Genomic DNA, 19,775 nt, shown 5'->3' on the forward strand with positions numbered 1-19,775 from the left:
ACGTTTTATCCATAAACTAAAATTCTAAATTTTTAGCAATAATAAATCCTCCTGTCCAAGCATTTTGAAAATTGAATCCTCCTGTTATAGCATCTATATTTAAAATTTCGCCAGCAAAATAAAGGTTTTTAAAGCGTTTACTCTCCATGGTTTTAAAATTTACTTCTTTCAGATCAATTCCTCCTGCGGTAACAAATTCTTCCTTAAAAGTACTTTTCCCATTTACCGTAAATTCCGCTTGGGTAAGTTGTTGAACCAAATCTATTAATTGTTTTTTAGACAGATCAGCCCATTTTGTATCGGGTGTTATACGGGCTGCTTTTAAAAAACTTTCCCACAATCGTTTTGGGAAATCAAAAGGGCAAAATTTATTGATTGAGCGTTTTAAATTCCCTTCTTTAATTCCTTTTAGATCTTCCAAAACTGTATCAAAATCTAAATCATTTAACCAATTGACTTGTAGTACAAAGCAATATTTCAACTCAAATAAATCCCTTGCTCCCCAAGCTGAGAGGCGTAATATTCCTGGACCGCTTAACCCCCAATGAGTTATTAATAATGGTCCCGATGCTTTAAGCTTAGTTCCTTTTACTCGTACTGAGGCATGAGCTGAAACACCCATTAAATCTTTAATACGTTCATCTTTTATATTAAAAGTAAATAAGGAAGGGACTGGCTTTATGATCGTATGTCCTAAATTTTGGAGTAGATCCCACATTTTAGAATTACTTCCTGTAGTCATGATTACCTTGATCGTTTTAAAAACTTGTTGATTAGTGGTTATCTTCCAATAGTTTTCTCCTTGAAAAATATCTTGCACGCTATGTCCTGTAAATACATCTATTTTTAATTTTTTAGCGGCAGATAAAAAACAATCTATTATAGTTTGTGAACTATCTGTTACAGGAAACATTCTACCATCTTCTTCTGTTTTTAAAGTCACGCCATGTTTTTCAAACCACTCGATAGTATCACCACTACAAAACTGGTTAAAAGGCCCTTTTAATTCTTTTTCACCACGAGGATAAAACTTAACCAGATCATTGGGCACAAAACAAGCATGGGTTACATTACAACGCCCTCCTCCTGAAATACGAACTTTAGACAATACTTCTTTACCTCTTTCTAAAAGAGCTATTTTTAGTTGAGGGAAATTTTCAGCTATATTAATTGCTGAAAAAAAACCAGAGGCACCACCTCCTATTACTATTATATCGTAATTTACTATCATACTCTATCTGGGTAGTCTGTAATAGCTACCTCAACTCCCTTTTTTTGACAAAAATAGTATCTTCTAGAGAATTTACAGTATAGGGATGAATCTGAATTTGATGATCATACGCTAATTTTGACAAATTACCCCAAAAAGCATTTCTCTTAGCACATATCTTTAATGAATATAGACTAACTAATTTATAGTTTAATAGTATATATAAACAATAAATGAAGAAATGTAGTATATACAAGTCAATTCTTTTGGTCTTCAACAAAGACTCAATTCTCTTTTTTGCTATATCTTCTTTGTTTTCGTATCGTTATTTTTAAGAAAAAAAACACATTAAATATTCGTGAATGTTATTGACTTATTAAGATTTTATACTCCCAAGGTTGAAAATCACATTCTGATTCGTTTTCAATATCTATTGATTTCTTTTTTAAAAATTCTTCAAAATGTCCAGAAATAGGCCATTTTAATTTTTGCTTTTTATTAGATAAGTTGGCTATAAAAAAGAGTTCTTGATGATTTTTTTTTCTTTTACACATCCAAAAAACTCGATCATCATTTGTGGTAATTCTATGGTAAGAGGCTGGTTTTTTTCCTATATGTAAAAAGGAGTTTGTTCTTTTTAAGTCTTTTAGTCTTTTGTATAGGGGCATCATTTTTCCTTCTTGATGCAATAATGTGTCTTTTTGATAAGCGCGAAAACGTTTATGTGAATCGTATTCTTGACCATTATAAATTAAAGGGACTCCATTAAGAATATAAGTAACTACTGTCATTACTTCTACAGCTTGCCCCATTCTTTGATACTCGGTATCATTCCATATATTTTCATCGTAATTACTGATAAAATGCAATCGCATTTTATCTTTTGGAAAATCTTTTGCTTCTTTTTCTAGATAGCGGTCAAGATCTAACACATTCATTTTAGACTGGGCAATACCATTTAAAATATGGTGTGCTTCCCAAGCATATTCTACATCAAAAGCGTTTTTCAGTAAACTTTCTTTTTCTGCCTCAGCGATCATTAAAAGAGGCTTTATTTTTTTTAATTCTTTTGCAGCTCGTTCCCAAAAAAGAGTTGGAACTTCAGAGGCTACTTGGCAACGAAAACCATCTACATCAAATTTTTGTACCCAATATTTCATTTCATCTATCATAGCAAAATGCAAATCAGCAGAAGCATAATTTAACTGAGCAACATCTATCCAATTATACGGAGCAATGGGGGTTCCTTTTTTATTTTTTATATACCATTCGGGATGTACAGTAATCCAACGATGATCCCAAGCTGTATGATTAGCCACCCAATCTAAAACAACGTACATACCATTCGTATGTGCTATTTTAATTAGATTTTTTAAATCAAAATCTGAGCCATATTCTGGATGTATTTCCTTATATTCTTTTATGGCATAGGGATTTCCTTTTGTTGTTGTTTTGGCCAAGGGGTCTTTTATTTCCTCAAGAGTAGTAGTATGAGTAATTCTTCTTTTTAATTCACCTATTTCTTGTACGGGCATTAACCAAATAATTTTAATACCGATTGCTTTCAACTTAGGAATATCTTTAGTAAAAGCATTAAAAGTTCCTTCTGCGGAGTAATTTCTAATATTTACTTGATAAATAATTGCATCTTGGGTAATTTTGGGATCTAAATAGGTCATCCTCTTTCTAGGCACAATTATCTTTTGAGCCTCTTGATTACAAGCTGTTAATAAAAAGAGTATTCCTAAATAAACCACAATTTTTTTCATTCTCACAATACCCAACAATCTGAATTCATCAAGTTAAAACATTGCAAAATTAAACATAGAAAATAAATAAATTTGATTTATCGAAAAAATTCTATAGACAAACCATAAAAAGTAGGTGTCCTGAAAGTAAAAAATCAAGATTTAATTGATCGCTCCAACAGCAAAAGAAGCCTCACGATCAAAGTGTTAGGATTTACCTATTCCTCACTAATCAACCAAAGGTATGATCAATAAAAACGACGAGATTGTTCCTTTTTGGACACCTTTTATTTCTTATTTTACTTGATCATCATCTATATAGGTTTTATTTCCATTCTTGTTAATATAATAGTTACCGCCTCTAGGTCCTTGATATACTTGACGATCTTTATATTTTCCTACAACTTTATCTTTGGCATTAGGATTTACTTTTTCAGTTGTTTCTCTTTCTTTTTTAGCTGGTTTTGAAATCGTCTCTTCTATTTTATCTTTTGCTTTTTTAGTCTTAGACTTCGCTTTATTCTCTTCGTCTTTTGCTTTTGAATCGAGCTTATTTGCTTCCGCCTTTGCTTTCCCTTCTATCGATTTTACATTTCCTTTCACAGAGGCTCTACTTTCTTTTTTGGCTAACTCTTTTTCTTTTTTGGCTTTTGTAGCTTCTTTTACTTTATCTAATTTTTCTACTACAGCCTTAGATTTACTTAGCTTTTTACTTTTCATCTCTGCTTCTTGAGCAAATGTGTTTGACAATGCAAGCACCAAACACAAGACCATTATTTTTTTCATAACAGTTATCTAATTTAAAAAATAATACAAACAATTAATTTAACAAAACTTTATTTTTTTCTTAAATTTGCATTAAGAAAAAATAAATATACTTTAATCTATTCAGATTCACAAAAACTATGAAACAAAAATTACATTTAATCCTATTTTTCATTTTAGCTAATTTAAGCTACTCCCAAAATAGTGATTTTTACGAGCCCAAACCTAAGTTCCCTCATTTATTCAGATCTTTAACCCCCATACAAAAAGACGATCCTAAATGGATACATCTTATGTATGGAGAAACACCTAACATTTATGAGATAGAAAAAGAATACGATCTATACTATCAAAAACACGATTTTATAAAAACCGTACACACGCAAAATTATAAGCATTTTACCAATTACGTTCATACAAATAATTGGATAGACGATAAGGGTAATATTATAGCTAGAGATAATATGATGGAAAATGCTAAAGAAAGAATAAAACAGAATAAAAAGAGTATCAATTCTGCCAATTGGACACCTATAGGCCCAATAAACACCTATAATAATGGCGGAACTAGAACCGAGTCACATCAGGCAAATGTATATTCTGTTGCACAATCTGTTTCAAATCCTAATGTTTTATTTTGTGTTACAGAAACAAGCGGTACATTTAAAAGCAACGATAAAGGAGAAAATTGGTTTTTAGTCGGTGGAGATTATTTTAACGATGACACATCATGTGTAGAAATTGATCCTACGAACGAAAACAATGTTTTTGTAGCCTCTAGTTCAAGGATATACCGATCAACTGATGGAGGTAATTCATGGAGTTCTGTTCTTAATGCCAATGGTTTAGGTATTTATCAATTTGCCATTAGTCCACAAAACAACCAATTGGTTTTTGCTGCGGGAAATAAAGGTTTGTACAAATCAACAAATGGAGGAACAACTTGGACACAAGTTTTTACCGAAACCTGTTGGGATGTAAAATTTAAGACTAATGATCCTAGTACGCTTTTCTTATTAAAATCAAACAATACATTAAAATTAACTGAGTTTTACAAATCTACTGATGGTGGAAATACTTTTTCTCTAAAAAGTCAGGGATGGTTTATACCTACACCAACAAGCACTATAGGTGGAGCTCGAATGGGGCTTACAAATGCAGATGGAGACAGAATATACGTAGCAATGCTAGGGAATGTAGAGAACTACACAACAGACGTGAATTTTATAGGCGTATATAGAAGTGATAACGCAGGGGAAAGTTGGTCTTTGCCTTATGACCAAAACAATGACGGTGTACCTAACAACAACCCAGGAGGTCCTTATAGCGCTGACCATTGGTGTTTTTCTAGTTTTGGAACTAACGGAGGCTCTTACGACCAAGGTTTTTACAATTTAGCTATAGATGTATCCGATACAGATCCTAATAAGTTTTTAATGGGTATGCTTAACCTTTTTAAAAGTGAAAACGGAGGAAAAACATATACTCGATGGGGAGGATATGCTTGCGATAATTGTACTTCTTACTATCGTCATCCCGATCATCAAGATATTTTAATAAATGGAAATGATGTATTTGTAGCCACAGATGGAGGCGTAGATTTATATAATGGTAATTTAGATATCCTAAAAGGATTAAACAAAGGAATCGTTTCTTCGGATAACTGGGGATTTGGTCAAGGATGGAATGAAGATGTCGTAACTGCAGGTCGTTATCATAACGGAAATGCGGTCTATCATGCTAATTATGGTGATGGAAAATTTATTTCATTAGGTGGTGGAGAATCTTCAACAGGTTATGTTGCCTTAGGGGATAATTTAAAAGTTTATCACTCAGACATTTCAGCCTATAAAATTTCTAAGGATTTTGCAACTCCTGCACAATCAACTAACGGATTAGGCTTATTTCCTAATGAATCTGTTTACCCTGATATAAGGGGACAAATAACCTATGACCCTAGATATTATAATCATCTGTATCTAACCAAGGAAAACAAACTTTGGAAAAGCGTAGACGGAGGTACTTCATTTACACTACTTAAAGAATTTGGAGATATTAGTACGGATAAAACATATTCCGTAGAAGTGTCAAGATTAGATCCTAATATTATTTTTGTAGTTAACAGAAGTTCTACAGCTAAACTATGGAAAACCTTAGATGGTGGAAAAAACTGGACACAAATAAGTCTTCCTAACACAGATGCTCGTTTGTATTTTAGCATGAATGAAAACAATACACTCTTCATAGGATTTGGTGGTGGAACTGGAAAAGCTTTCAAATCTGTAGATTTAGGAAACACTTGGATCAACCTAACTACTCCTACAATTCAAAATTTAGGTTGCTATTCTATAGCTCCTCAATTAGGAACCAACGATGGAGTGTATTATGGGGTGGCTGGTGCAAGCAAAATATACTATAGAAATTCTAATATGACAGATTGGGAATTATACGACAAAGGATTACCATTAGGTTTGCGTCTAATAGGAATAAAGCCTTTTTACAAAAATGGCGAACTAAGAATTAGCTCTAGACGCGGTTTTTGGAAATCTCCTCTTTTTGAAAAAAGTTTGCCTGTTGCACAACCCATGGTAGCTAGCCAATCCGTTGAATGTAGTAGAACAGTCATTCAATTTGATGATTATTCAGTATTAAATCATACTGCCGCTAAATGGGATTGGAGTTTTCCAGGGGCAAATACAGTTTCGTCTACCACTGTTCGAAATCCCTTAGTAACATACTCTACTCCAGGACTCTACAATGTTACCCTAACCGTAACCGATGCCGATGGACGCACCAGTACTAAAACAGTACAAAATATGATAGAAGTTTTACCCTCTTCTTGTGCTATAGAAAGTGCTTCAAAACAGGTTTTAGAAATGACCACAAGTACAGAATCTGTTTTTTCTAACGAAATGAATTACAATATTACAACTGATTTAACTTTTAGCGGCTGGATAAAACCAAATGGAACACAAGTATCTTGGGCTGGAATTGCTTGTTTTGGAGACAAACAAAAAACATTACTAAACTTTAGAAGTGCTAATAATGAAATAGGATTTCATTTTAAAGATGGATATTATAATTATTCTACAGGATTATATGCTCCTGCTGATCAATGGAGTTTTGTAGCTTTTAGAATTACACCTACTAAAATAACACTTTTTTTAAACGATAAAAGTTGGTCTCTAGCGGGTAATTTTAGCGGTATCATTTTAAACAAAATAATCTTAGGAAAAGATTATGGTAGAAACGACCGAACTTTTAAAGGACAAATGGAAGAATTTACTTTTTGGAATAGAGCATTGACTGATGACGAAATCTATTTGAGCAGACATTTGATTAAACAAAACATAACGGATCCTAACTTAATTGCTTATTACCAATTTAATAATACCATAAATAATGGATTAATTTATGATAAAGTTAATTCAAACAATTTAACTATTTCTAGTTCTATAGCATTTCCTACATCTACTGCTCCAGTAGCCACTGGTACTAGTCAACTCCTAACAATAAATACAGCTGGCATTTATAATTTTAATTCGGTAAGTACAACCCTTAACTTTACAGGACAAGTACCTAATGGAAAAGTTGTTGTATCTCAATTAAATGTTCTCCCTAATGAAGCTCCTGCCTCTAAATTTATTGGAAATTCATACTGGATTTTAGATAATTATGGCACTAGTACATCATTCTCAGGACTTTCCTCTATAAATTTAACACCTGCTAATCCTTTTACGTCAAACCCGTCTAATCTTCTCCTTTTCAAAAGAAGTAGCAACGGACACTTACAATCAGGGTGGACACAAAACGCAATAGCTACAAGTGTAAGCGGACAAACTATCATTTTTCCTGGAACTTCTATAAATCAGTCTAACCAATTGTATGTAGGAGACTCTGCTTCTTTTTTAGAGACAAACCAATCAAATCTTCAAAAAAGCCTAACAGTTTATCCTAATCCAACAGTAGTAGGTGAACAGTTAATAATTGAAGGTATTAACTCAGACCTAACATTTACGCTTTATGATCTTAATGGTAAATTAGTATTAAGAAAACACATTAATGACAATAGAATTAACTTAGATAGTTCTATAAAAAAAGGCGTCTATTTTTATAGAATTGAAACAAGTGACAAACTTTACAATAATAAGTTAATCATTAATTAATATATAAATAAGGTTCTACAAAAACAACATTTTTATTTGTGACCTAAAGGTTGTCCTAGTTTTGCACTGCCCCCAAAAAGTTAGATACTATTTGGGGGTATTTTTATGGAAAGAAAAGTCAAGTATGATTATGAGTTCAAACTTCGCTGTGTAAAAGAAGTTACAACAAAGCATTTCAACTAAAACAGAAATTCCCTTACAGGAACAAAGTATGTTTTATCCTAACGAAATAAGAACATTACTGTTTCGCTTTATAGCTTTTTTTCTAGGCAGACGCATGCACCCAAAAAAAGACAATATCCGTTATAAAAAAGAGGTAGTATCTTCTTATATTCATATTTTAAATTCATAATTCACATAGTGAAGAAACGCAATTGGTTTTGTGCATCAAGGACTCTATGGTTCGTGCTCTGAAGATAACCAATCCTTAGCAGCTATAAAATAGGGTTCTTTTTAAACATCCCCTTTGCTTACATTCCTTAAATAAAATTTATTATTATGTTCCTATAAAGCCCCAATGTTCAAAACTAATATTAACATCGTTACCATTAACCTAAAATTTCATTGAATCCAAATTACGCGTTAGAAATTTATTATAGATAAACAATGACTTTGAATCTAAAAAAGCACTCCCTTTTTTGTCCTCAATGTAACAAAACGATGACTATACAAAAAAACTTCCCCGCATTTTTATCTTCTTTGCCCTTTTCGTCTTCATTGCAAAGGCTAATGGTTAAAAGAAAGCCCGCAATTGAACATTACCAGTATGTATGGTTTCTGAAGTTTCACTTTTTCTTCCTTGATAGTTAAAATTGACATCTAAATATTCTGTAAGTTTTTTCTGGAGCAGCATACGCCAAGTCATGTTCTTATTAACCTGTAATCCTTCTAACATCTGAAAACTTACTGGTGAAAAAGAATTTCCTTCAAAACTATTATTAATATAAGCAAACTCCCCATTTAGCACAAATTCTTTTGAAGTTACTACATTAAAAGAAATCCCTAAACGGTTTTGAAATAACTTTTCGAGTGCTCCTGTTTCATTCCTTTTTTTCTGAAATTCATAAAACAGATCTACAGTAGTGTTTTTTGAAAATAAATACCCGACTCTCGCTTCTAACTGATTTTCCCTAAGCTGAAAATTCTTACTCAAATAACTAACAGAATACACGTTGTTTTGAGAAATACTTCCGTTAAGAGTAAATAACCAATACTTTTTTAACAAATGAGTATACGATAATTGGTGACTCGTAGCTGTATTTGTTAATTCGTCTGCTACGAGTAAACTTTTTACTTCGTTAATAATAAAATTGTACACAACGGAATGGTTTTGTTTTCCTCTATTATAAAAAAAGCTGTTTCTTATACTGGAAGTCAGCCCTAACAATTGATCTTTTGAATTTATAAAAGGATTAAGATCAAATCGTTCACCTTCTTTTTTAATTTTTTTATCAATTAAAAAACTGGTTTGATTATAAAAATAGGATATGATTTTCCGATATCCTTTTTTATCTACCCAAAGAAAAGGGTTTAGTGTAACTGATTGTGAAAACTTGTTTTGATGTGTTTTGACAAAATTTTGATTTGGTAAAAAAACCTTTATATACTTTGCTTGATCTGGAAATTGTGCTATTTCAAACTCTTGAAGTTCTTGAATCCCATTTTTATTATAATCGTTCCAAGCATAAATTCCTTTTGTAGGCTCTACTTCTATAAAATTAAACTCTTGTTGTGGGATACTCCCTGAAAGAGTTTCATAACTCAATCCGTATTGAACAAACCCATTGAACAGACGCTGGTTATAAAGTACTCTGGAATTTAATGATGATTCCTTTTTTTGGTTCCCTTCAAATAATAATTGGCGATAATTAACAAAAACGGATAAGTCGGCTTGATTATTCTGGATTAGTTTAGAATTTAGATAATAGGAAATAGAACGATTTACTCGTTTTAAAGTAGCTGCCTGCAAAGAGTCATTTAACCTATAGGATAGACCTGTTTCAGCATAGACCTTCGTTGAATCGCCTCTCCCTATAAACGTTCCCCATTCCGTAAAACGTTGACTTAAATTAGTTAACCTAAAAGTTGATTTTACCCTCTCTTGATTCTCCTCTAATCGCTGATTAACTCCCACCCAATTTTTATGAAATTTATATTTCAAATGAAACTCGTTTCTAAAAAATTGAGACTTCATCTCTTTACTTTCACTATTCATCAGACTTCCTTGTTGTTTTATAAACCATTTAGTAGATTGGTGAATCCCTGAAAAAAGATGTCTATTACCGCTAAAGCTTTCCGAAAAATTTAAATTTTCAAATTGGTATTTCCCTTTTGTACTCTTTGACCAATCTAATAGTAAGCCAGAAGAGATATACAATTGATTCCCTATTGGTTCTTTTAGATTCCAATCGCGATCAAATTCAATAGCAAATAAACGTTCTATAGGCCTGTATTCTTTTTGAATAAACTGTAAATCATTTAATAAGGTAAGTCCCCAATATTTTTTTGACAGTATTTTTTGACGGATATTAAATTTTCCTGCTGCACCTTTATTATTTTCATCGTCTAAATCAGAATACAAATTCAAATCATTATTACTTACCGCTAATTCAAAATCTACCGTTGTTTTATCTGAGGGTTTATACCCTCCTAATAACGTTGCTATTTGTAATTTTGAAGGAGCTATTAATCTAATAATAGGATCATATTCTCCTTGTTTTATCCCTGCTAGGGCTGGTACATATTCATAAATTCGTCCATTAGCAACTGTTGACTTTACAATATAATTTCCTTTATTTTTGCCTACTAAAGAAAACTTAACTTGATATAACTCTTCTTTTGGGTCGTTAGAATACACATATACAACAGCAGTCCCTATGATTGTCTTTTTATACAAAATTTTCTTATCAGTATAAGGTTCTATAACGGCAGAAGGAGCATTCAGTAATGCAGGATTATCTCCTGCTTCTGATAAAATCTTAATTTGATCCGAAGATAAACTTTGTTGAAGAGGCTGATTTTTAGCATCATTTTCAGAATAAACAAATCCATCTAAATGCCATTTATCCTCTTGATGAGTAGTTCCACCGTAAGTAACAAAACGGTTAAAACTTCTTTCAGAAAACTGATATTCTACCACAATTCTCATTTCTGAATTGACCGGAAACAAAGAGGTAAAAGTCAGTTCACCCGCATTATAATCTATTACGTACTGATTATTTTCTCCTCTTTCCAACAAATTACCGTTTACATATACTCGTTCAGACCCTGAAATAACCAATACATATAATTCATCATTGGGCCCCCGAAGTTTATAAGGTCCTTGATTTCCTTCTTGCCCTGTAAAATTACTTTTTGCATACTGCCCTCGCACAACTGCACCCGAAAGCATTATTTCTGTACTAACAGGAGATGTTCCTAAATTAACTCGCGCTAAAACACCTTGTACCTTTTTATTAAAATTTAAAAAGCGAGATTTACGATTTTCTAAAAACAAATCTCCTCCACGAACCGACCATCGGTCTGAAAACAATTCAACAAAAACTTGATCAAATTCGTCTAATCGTTGAGAATAGCCACCGTTTTGCAACGGAATATTATTGTCTTGTAAGGAAGCCCTAATACTTACTTTATCTGATAACTTACCTATTACTTGCAAGTCTAAATTAGAATTAACTGCTGCATTTTGGTTATTACCTATACTCAGTCCGCGTGTAATACTCCCAGATGTTTCCAACCCATCAAAAGGCTTAAATACATTTACGGAACGGTTTTCTGTTTTATAAATATTTCCAGAATTTGTAGAAGACACTAATCTATTAACATCATAGAAAGAATAACTTTTCGTAAGAAAACTCGGGTATTTTAAATAATGAACATGAATAGTATCTGTTTTTTTAAGGGTAGAATCTAATTTTATTGTTGCTTTCACAAAATCAACTCGATACAACGTTGAATCAATTTTTATTTTATTTTTATCATATAAAGCAAAATACGAAGGATTGATACTGGTGCTGTCTATATCAATTAAATCTTTTGTAACGGGTATTTTTTTATGTTGATACAATGTTTCTTGGGCTTTCAATACAATAGGAAAGCATAACATACAGATAAGAAAACGAATTTGACTTTGCAACATATTCTATTAACTCGGATAGGTCAAAGATATTGCAATTATTGAAATACTGTAGCACAAAAAGCTATATGTGATTGGCTTCGTTATTCGAGCCAATCACATAGCATTTATAATTTAATTTAACTGTACTTATTGTTTAAGTGGCAACTGCACCTTGTACTTGTTATTTCTACGGGAGAAGTTGCATTATCAGTACTATGTAATTTCGACTATTTACGTCCTTTGATCGAAATAACAAGATTGCTCCTTTTTAGGACACCTTCTTTTGAAAAATCTCTTTTTGTATTATACCTATTCCTTCTTTGTATTAAAAAAGACTATTATATTAGAATTTATTACTCTTTAGTAACTACTTGTAACGTTTCTCGACTCATCTGTCTAACCAAAACCGTTTTATCCTTTTCTACAGCGTTTATAGCATTTTGATCAAAATGTCTTACAGTATACAAGGAAACATTTTCGTTATATGTTACTTTAAATTTTTTAGAAAGGACTTTTACTATTTCCTGAAAATGATTGTATTTATCTTCTACACAAACTGAAAAACTAATAGCGGAATTTTGAATTAGACTTACTTTGAGTTTGTATTTATGAAGCAATGCAAAAATTTCACTAATATTTTCTTCCATTATAAAAGAAAAATCTATTGAGGATAACGAAAGTAAAATTTGATCTTTTTTCACTATAAAACAAGGCATTTTAGGCTCTAGATCTTGTCCTTTTGCTACGCTGGTTCCTGCCAATAATGGATTAATAAAGGATTTAACATACAAAGGAATTTCTTTTCGTTGTAGCGGTTGTAAAGTTTTAGGATGAATGACACTCGCTCCATAAAACGCTAATTCAATGGCTTCTCTGTAAGAAATTTGATTTAATAAATTTGTATTTTCAAAATAACGAGGATCGGCATTCATTACTCCAGGAACATCTTTCCAAATGGTAACACTTTCTGCATTTAAACAATAGGCAAAGATAGCAGCTGTATAATCCGATCCTTCACGACCTAAAGTAGTTGTAAAACCGTTTTCATCAGATCCTAAAAAACCTTGCGTAACAAATAATTGTTTCTTTTTAGCTATTTTAGAAATGGCTTTTTGTGTTTTTTCCCAGTCAACATTTGCATCTCGATAATTAGCGTCTGTTTTGATATAATTACGTACATCTATCCACTGTGATTGAATGTTTCTAAAATTCATATAATGCGACACAATGGTAGTGGAAATAATCTCACCAAAACTTACAATTTGATCATAAACGAAACTATAATTTGGCGATTTATTACTTCTCAAAAAATATTCAAAATCAGCAAAATGTTCATTAATATCATAAAAAACTTCATGATTTTCATCATCAAATAAATCTAACACAATTTGATTATGATATTTTTTAACTTCTTGAATTGAGGCATTTAGCTGAGGTGATTTTTCAAAATAATTCTTTATAACTTCTTCTAAGGCATTGGTTGTCTTCCCCATAGCTGACACTACAAGTAGAACCTCTTCGTACCCCACTTTTTGAAGTACATCAAACACATTTTTTATGCCCGCTGCATCTTTAACAGAAGCACCACCAAACTTGAATATTTTCATATCACATTTTTTCTCAAAACTCAACCTATTTATTTTTTTGAATCTTGACTTTGATTATTTGTTATTTAAAAATTCTTCTAATCCTTTTTCATTCATTTGAACAACACGCCAGTCATCTAATACTTTTGCTCCTGAGTTTTCATAAAATTTAATGGCATTGGTATTCCAGTCTAAAACATTCCACTCAATACGTCTAACACCGTCTAAGGCCCCTTGTTTCATAATTTCTTTATACAAGGCTATACCTATGCCAGTTCCTCGCATATTTTGTGTAACAATTAGATCTTCTAAATGAATTGTTTTTCCTTTCCAAGTAGAATAACGATAATAATAAAGTGCTACACCTACTATTACCCCATCTGTTTCGGCTAAAAAAGTATGAAACAAGGGATTTGCCCCAAAACCATCTCGAATCAAGTCATCTTCAGTTATTACTACCGCTTCTGGTTCTTTTTCAAACAGGGCCAATTCCTTTATAAGCAATAGCACTTGTGCCATATCATGAGACGTACCTCTACGAATCGTAAAATCTTTCATTATTTTTTCTTCTTAGCAGGTGTAGATGTCTTTTTTAACTGACGAGTATACGGTTTATAGATCCCTTCTGATTCTGCTCTTTGTTTCGCTTTTGCTGCACGATCTTTAGGATCTGGATGTGAGCTTAAAATCCTTGACATAAAACCTGAATCGGCACCTTGACTTAAGCCCGCTAATACCGTAAAAGCCGATTCAACAGCATTAACATTATATCCGTGTTTTTTCATAAAATCATACGAAAACATATCCGCTTCTGATTCTTGCTTTTGACTATGACGACTGTCTACAATTGCACTTCCTATTTTTCCTAAAGCACTTTCGCTAACCGCTGCAACTCCTTTTACTTGCGATCCTACAGCATCTACCAAAGCTTCTTTCTGATAAGCTGCACGGATAGCATCTCTTGTGTCATGATTTACAACATGGCCTATTTCATGGCCTATAACCGCAAGTACTTCATTATCATCCATAACATCTAATAATCCTTGAAAAACACGAACACTCCCATCAGCACAAGCAAAAGCATTTACTTCTTTCACTTTATAAACTTTAAAATTAAGCGTTACACCACTTTCTGTCTTATGTTTACCAAAAAGCTTATTTAATCTTAATGTATAAGGATCTTTAGGACCCGCAATAGGGTTTTCTTTATCCATTTTCTCAACAGAAGCCTTAGATAATTGAGCTGCATCCTCATCAGAAAAGGTAAAACTTGCGACCCCTTTTTGTAAAGCACCTAACGCTTTTTCACCTAAATTAATTTGTGCATTCATTGTAAAAGGCACGAAAGCCAATAAACCTACTGCTAATTGTATTTTTTTCATCTTGTTTTATTTTTATTTAGTTACCACAAATACGGACATGAACAAAGATAAGAGAAGTATAATTTATTTTAAACAACTTCACAGAATAAAAGTTTTCTACAATTTTTAAAACAAAACACATATCTAGAATACACAATTTTTGATTAAACATTAAAAAAAGAATCTAATCGTTATTCTGTATACACCAACCTAATGTATATTTTAAACCTATTTTATTCAAACATTACAACTTACAGACTTCCTGTTACTTTATTTTTAAAAAAATAAATCTCATCTTTGCATTACTAACTGCATAAAAATTATGGAAGAACGCAACAGAACCCTTGGCGAATTTATAATAGAAAAACAAAATGATTTTCAATATTCTTCAGGTGAATTATCCAGAATTATCAACTCAATACGCCTAGCAGCTAAAGTTGTTAATCATAAAGTAACACAAGCTGGACTTGTAGACATTGTAGGAGCAGCAGGAGAAACGAATATACAAGGAGAAGACCAACAAAAACTAGATGTATACGCTAACGAAGTTTTTATCCAAACCTTAATCAACAGAGAAATTGTTTGTGGTATTGCCAGTGAAGAAAACGATGATTTCATTACTATTTCAGGAGCTGACAATAGTCATAATAACAAGTATGTTGTCTTAATGGATCCACTTGATGGCTCTTCTAATATAGACGTAAATGTATCTGTTGGAACTATTTTTTCTGTATACAGAAGAATTACGCCAGTAGGCAGTCCTGTTCAGCTAGAAGACTTCTTACAACCTGGCACAAACCAAGTAGCTGCTGGATATGTTATTTACGGAACCTCTACTATGCTTGTATACACCACAGGAAATGGTGTAAATGGCTTTACATTAAACCCTGCAATAGGTACTTTTTATCTTTCGCATCCTAATATGCAATTCTCAAAAGATGGAAAGATATATTCTATTAACGAAGGGAATTATGTTCACTTCCCTCAAGGTGTAAAAGACTATTTAAAATACTGTCAAAAAGAAGAGGGCGATCGCCCTTATACTTCTCGCTACATTGGCAGTTTAGTTGCTGATTTTCATAGAAACATGATCAAAGGAGGCATTTATATGTATCCTCCTAGCTCTAAAGCTCCCAAAGGAAAACTAAGACTACTATACGAATGCAACCCTATGGCATTTATAACAGAACAAGCTGGCGGAAAGGCCTCTGATGGCTATAAGAGAATCATGGAGATTCAACCTACAGAACTACATCAAAGAGTTCCTTTCTTTTGCGGAAGTTATAATATGGTGAATAAGGCAGAAGAATTTATGAAAGCAAATCAATAACAAGAAAGAGGCTGTTTAGAAAAAGTGTGTTCAATATTCTAGTTACTCACTTTCAGTGATAGGAGAAGCTACATCAACATTACATGGTTTCTCCTTTCGAAGGCCGACTAGATAAAAAAAACAGAACGAGGTTAAACGACACGATTGCGCGTTTTTTACGCTGCCCCCCAAAAGTTAGATACTATTTGGGAATATTTTTATAGAAAGAAAAGGTTCTTGATCCATTTTTCTTTTTTAGGAAGGAGATACTTTTTGCTTAATCCCCAGAAAATTAATACTATTTAAACTTTAAAAATACTGTAAAAAGCTTTTATGTAAAACTCATAACCCATTATTTAACCAACTCATTATCAGCTGTTTTAATCAATTTTTCCATTTTTTGCTTTAAGTCGGCTAGAGTATTATAAATTTTCATTGCAATTTTATCTTCCATCCATTGCCAGATTTTTCAGCAGGGTTGAGTTCTGGACAATATGGAGGAATTATACCATTTAAACTTAAAATATACTAGATTAAAAGAAAAATTCTCGATATGTTTTTTTTATTTTAAAACAACTTTAACAAACGGTTGAGTATATAATTGAAATCATCGTTCGTTCGAGCGCGAAGCGCATCGAGAACCAATACTAATTTTTATTGCTTTTGTAGGATAGTGTCTAAATCAACATGCAGTTTGTCACTTCGACGTAAGGAGGAGTCTCGTAATCAATAGTATGTGATTTCTCCCTTTGGTTGAAATGAAAGATTGCGAACTTTTTGAACAGTCTCAAGGTTAAAAAAATAGTATTATGAGGAAATTTCAAAGTTTAAATGGTATTATTTGTTTCATAATTCTATATTTTATTCCCATTACTGTCAAATTTTGTTTTCATATAATTTTCAGGATTAACTCTCGAAGAAACAATATTTTTTCGCATTTGTTATACGAGGCATTTGTTAATGCTTTTATTATGTCATCGGTCTTGGGCTTTGGTTTTCAGAAGATAATGGTTACTTGAAAAAGAAGAATAATTATTATCAATAATAAAATTCTAATTCGATACACTTTCCTCTTTTTTTATTAATTCATTAAAAATTTCATCAGTTGTTTTTTTCAAATTAATTGATGGAAAAAATTCTATTTTTTTACTTTGGTTATTTTGCCAAGATTCTAATTGATGAACCACTTTTTCAATTATAAAATTATTATCCTTAAATTTGATTTCATAAGTATAGCTATCAGTTCCTTGAGGGAAATCTGTTATAATTGAAAAACCGTTTTGATTTTTTAGAATTTTAGAAACTTGATTACCCCCATCTTGAGAAAAATTAGTTGATTTTAGTTTTAATTTGTATTCATTGTTTTCATAGAAATAAATTAATAAATCACTACCAGTATTTGGTTTGTTACTAAAAATTTTGTCTTCTTTTCCGTCGCCATTTATATCGAATGATTCGGAAAAGAAATTAGGATCTTTAAGATATTTTTCAATATTATTTATATAGGAATTTGAAGCTGAATTGTTTGAATTGAGTTTACTATAAAAATCAACCAATGAATAAATTTGTGGTTTATTACCTAGTTCATATTTAATAATTAGCCAGCTGTATTTACTTGATTTTTTTTCAAATAAATAATTCTCATTTTTAAAATTAATTTTACTGTTTTTTGTAAAGATTATTTTTTCTTTCAAAAATGATTCAATTTCTGAAATATAGTAATTACTATCATCAGCTATTGTATAGAAATCTTCTCCTAAAACTGTTTTAAGTGAATCAATTTCTCTATTGTTTGGTGAAATTAAAAAAATACCAGACTCTGTAACTATTGTGTCATTTTGATTTTCTTTTTTATAAGATAATCTGTTTTGTTTAGTTATGGAATCATTTTCCTTACATGAAAAGTTTAATATAAACAATAAAATTATTGCCCAAGGATAAAAAATATATTTTTTCATTTTTATTGATTTATTTGAATATGATAAACTCCATTTTCGATTAGTAATCTATCAAGTTCTGGTCTTGATTCCATTTGAGTTCTAAAATCATTTGGATTTGATAAATTACTAATTGAAACATCAAATGTATTCATAATGGCAGGATCTGCTAAGTGTCGTGAGACAGTAGAAGGTCCTAATTTGTAATAGCCACTACTTTACCTGACAGTTGTAAGTTAAATTAAGTTTGTCAGATTGTTTGTTTTTTCAATTCCCTTGGGGGCTTTTTCAGATGAAAGAAAAAAATGATTCTGATGCAATTTATTCAAGTTTTTTTCATCTGCCAAATATTTGGTATCTAAAAAAGTTTTTAAAGGAGTTTGTCCATAACAAAACTTACCAGAATGGGGTCTGTTTTGATTGTATTCTATCAGCCAAAGGTCAAGGTCTATTTGAAGTTGTTCAATTGAGTTATAAACTTTTTTTCTAAAAGCTATGGCATAAAATTCATTTTGTATAGTTCTATGAAAACGTTCGCAAATACCATTCGTCTGAGGACTTCTAGCTTTGGTTTTATACCGTTTAAACTTTGAATTTTCTTTTTAAAAATAGTACATCTACAAAAGCAACAAAAATTAGCGTTGCTTCTCGATGCGCTTCGCGCTCGAACTAACGATGATTTCAATTATATAACTCAACCGTCTGTTCGAGTTCTTTAAAAAAAGCGTATTGAGAACTTTACTTTTTAATCCAGTATATTTTAAGCTTAAATGGTATTAGTATGATCTATGTCTTCAATAGCTAGATAAAGTTGAAAATCGTGATCTTGTGAACCACAATACTCTGTTCCTCTATCGGTAAGTATTCTAAGTAAAGAAACATCTTGTTCTTGATAAAATGGGAGCACTTTATCATTAAGCATATCTGCTGCTACGAGTGAATTTTTTTGGTCGTATAGTTTTGCAAAAGCAACTTTAGAATAAGTGTCTATGAAAGTTTGTTGGTAAATTCTTCCTACTCCTTTAATTGTGCCAACATAATAGGTGTCTTGTGCTCCCAAATAACCTGGATGAGCGGTTTCTATTTCTCCGTGAGCTTCTTTTTCTTCTTTAGCTTTTTCAATGGCTACGACTTGTGATTCAGTAAGAATCAAACCTTCTTTTGCTACTTTTGTCTCTAAGGCTTTTAATCGCTTTTTAAAGGTCTCTAAATCATTACGAAGCCAAATCGAACGAACTCCTCCAGGAGAAAGTACAATGCCTTCTTTACGCAATTCATTACTCACTCTTTGCTGACCTAGAGATGGATTATCTGTAGCAATGCTTACTACTTTTTGCTCAATGTAGGGTTCAACACGATTTTTAATAATGGGTTTGCTTCGACTTATTTCTTGAAGTGCTAATTCGCCTCCTGTTTCATATAATTCTTGAAAACGATAAAAACTATCACGACTGTAGCCCATAATCCTACAAGCTTCTGATACATTTTTTAATTTGTTTGCTAAGTTTAATAGTCCAATTTTATTACCTATTATTTTTTGATTTGTTGTCATATTTAATCTTTGTTTAAAATTAAT

General features: G+C 31.7%; 11 protein-coding genes and 2 pseudogenes. 2 read left to right on the forward strand and 11 right to left on the reverse strand.

The annotated features are described in order from the left end of the window. Positions 1–16: 16 nt before the first annotated feature. The 3 genes from HUE53_RS05425 to HUE53_RS05435 form a co-directional block, all read right to left on the reverse strand. Entirely contained in the window at positions 17–1,231 is a 1,215-nt protein-coding gene (locus HUE53_RS05425; RefSeq protein ID WP_014164976.1) for a BaiN/RdsA family NAD(P)/FAD-dependent oxidoreductase, read from the reverse strand. Positions 1,232–1,575: 344 nt separating this feature from the next. Continuing rightward, a complete protein-coding gene (locus tag HUE53_RS05430; protein WP_192188837.1) occupies positions 1,576–2,979 on the reverse strand; it encodes an alpha-amylase family glycosyl hydrolase in 1,404 nt (467 codons plus the stop codon). Positions 2,980–3,252: 273 nt separating this feature from the next. Next, positions 3,253–3,744, reverse strand: coding sequence for a hypothetical protein (locus HUE53_RS05435; RefSeq protein WP_107317586.1), 492 nt, complete (start codon positions 3,742–3,744; stop codon positions 3,253–3,255). Between the two features lie 119 nt (positions 3,745–3,863). On the opposite strand from HUE53_RS05435, the gene HUE53_RS05440 reads away from it, so the two are divergent. Further along, complete coding sequence (locus tag HUE53_RS05440) at positions 3,864–7,889, forward strand: LamG-like jellyroll fold domain-containing protein (RefSeq protein ID WP_192188772.1); 4,026 nt, start codon at positions 3,864–3,866, stop codon at positions 7,887–7,889. A 733-nt stretch (positions 7,890–8,622) separates the two neighbouring features. On the opposite strand, the gene HUE53_RS05445 is transcribed toward HUE53_RS05440, so the two are convergent. From HUE53_RS05445 to HUE53_RS05460, 4 genes are all read right to left on the reverse strand, one after another. Beyond that, entirely contained in the window at positions 8,623–12,027 is a 3,405-nt protein-coding gene (locus HUE53_RS05445; protein WP_014164980.1) for a hypothetical protein, read from the reverse strand. Positions 12,028–12,359: 332 nt separating this feature from the next. Next, a complete protein-coding gene (locus HUE53_RS05450; RefSeq protein ID WP_014164981.1) occupies positions 12,360–13,613 on the reverse strand; it encodes an aspartate kinase in 1,254 nt (417 codons plus the stop codon). Between the two features lie 54 nt (positions 13,614–13,667). Then, positions 13,668–14,150: a GNAT family N-acetyltransferase gene (locus HUE53_RS05455; protein ID WP_014164982.1), complete on the reverse strand. Its 483-nt coding sequence runs from the start codon at positions 14,148–14,150 to the stop codon at positions 13,668–13,670. Further along, positions 14,150–14,974, reverse strand: a complete 825-nt coding sequence (locus tag HUE53_RS05460; RefSeq protein ID WP_014164983.1) for a M48 family metalloprotease — start codon at positions 14,972–14,974, stop codon at positions 14,150–14,152. The genes HUE53_RS05455 and HUE53_RS05460 overlap by 1 nt, the downstream gene beginning before the upstream one ends. 301 nt (positions 14,975–15,275) lie before the next feature. Between HUE53_RS05460 and fbp the strand changes: the two genes are divergently transcribed. Beyond that, positions 15,276–16,283, forward strand: a complete 1,008-nt coding sequence (gene fbp / locus HUE53_RS05465) for a class 1 fructose-bisphosphatase (protein ID WP_014164984.1) — start codon at positions 15,276–15,278, stop codon at positions 16,281–16,283. A 1,031-nt stretch (positions 16,284–17,314) separates the two neighbouring features. On the opposite strand, the gene HUE53_RS05470 is transcribed toward fbp, so the two are convergent. The 4 genes and pseudogenes from HUE53_RS05470 to HUE53_RS05480 form a co-directional block, all read right to left on the reverse strand. Beyond that, a complete protein-coding gene (locus HUE53_RS05470) occupies positions 17,315–18,220 on the reverse strand; it encodes a hypothetical protein (protein WP_077225651.1) in 906 nt (301 codons plus the stop codon). Between the two features lie 2 nt (positions 18,221–18,222). Then, positions 18,223–18,354: a hypothetical protein gene (locus HUE53_RS14420; protein WP_262891113.1), complete on the reverse strand. Its 132-nt coding sequence runs from the start codon at positions 18,352–18,354 to the stop codon at positions 18,223–18,225. An 81-nt stretch (positions 18,355–18,435) separates the two neighbouring features. Continuing rightward, positions 18,436–18,774, reverse strand: a pseudogene (locus HUE53_RS05475) (integrase core domain-containing protein); the annotation flags it as partial. A gap of 197 nt (positions 18,775–18,971) precedes the next feature. Beyond that, positions 18,972–19,751 (reverse strand): annotated as a pseudogene (locus HUE53_RS05480) (helix-turn-helix domain-containing protein); the annotation flags it as partial. Positions 19,752–19,775: the final 24 nt, after the last annotated feature.

The sequence above is a fragment of the Flavobacterium columnare genome (assembly GCF_014844295.1).
GTDB lineage: Bacteria > Bacteroidota > Bacteroidia > Flavobacteriales > Flavobacteriaceae > Flavobacterium > Flavobacterium columnare.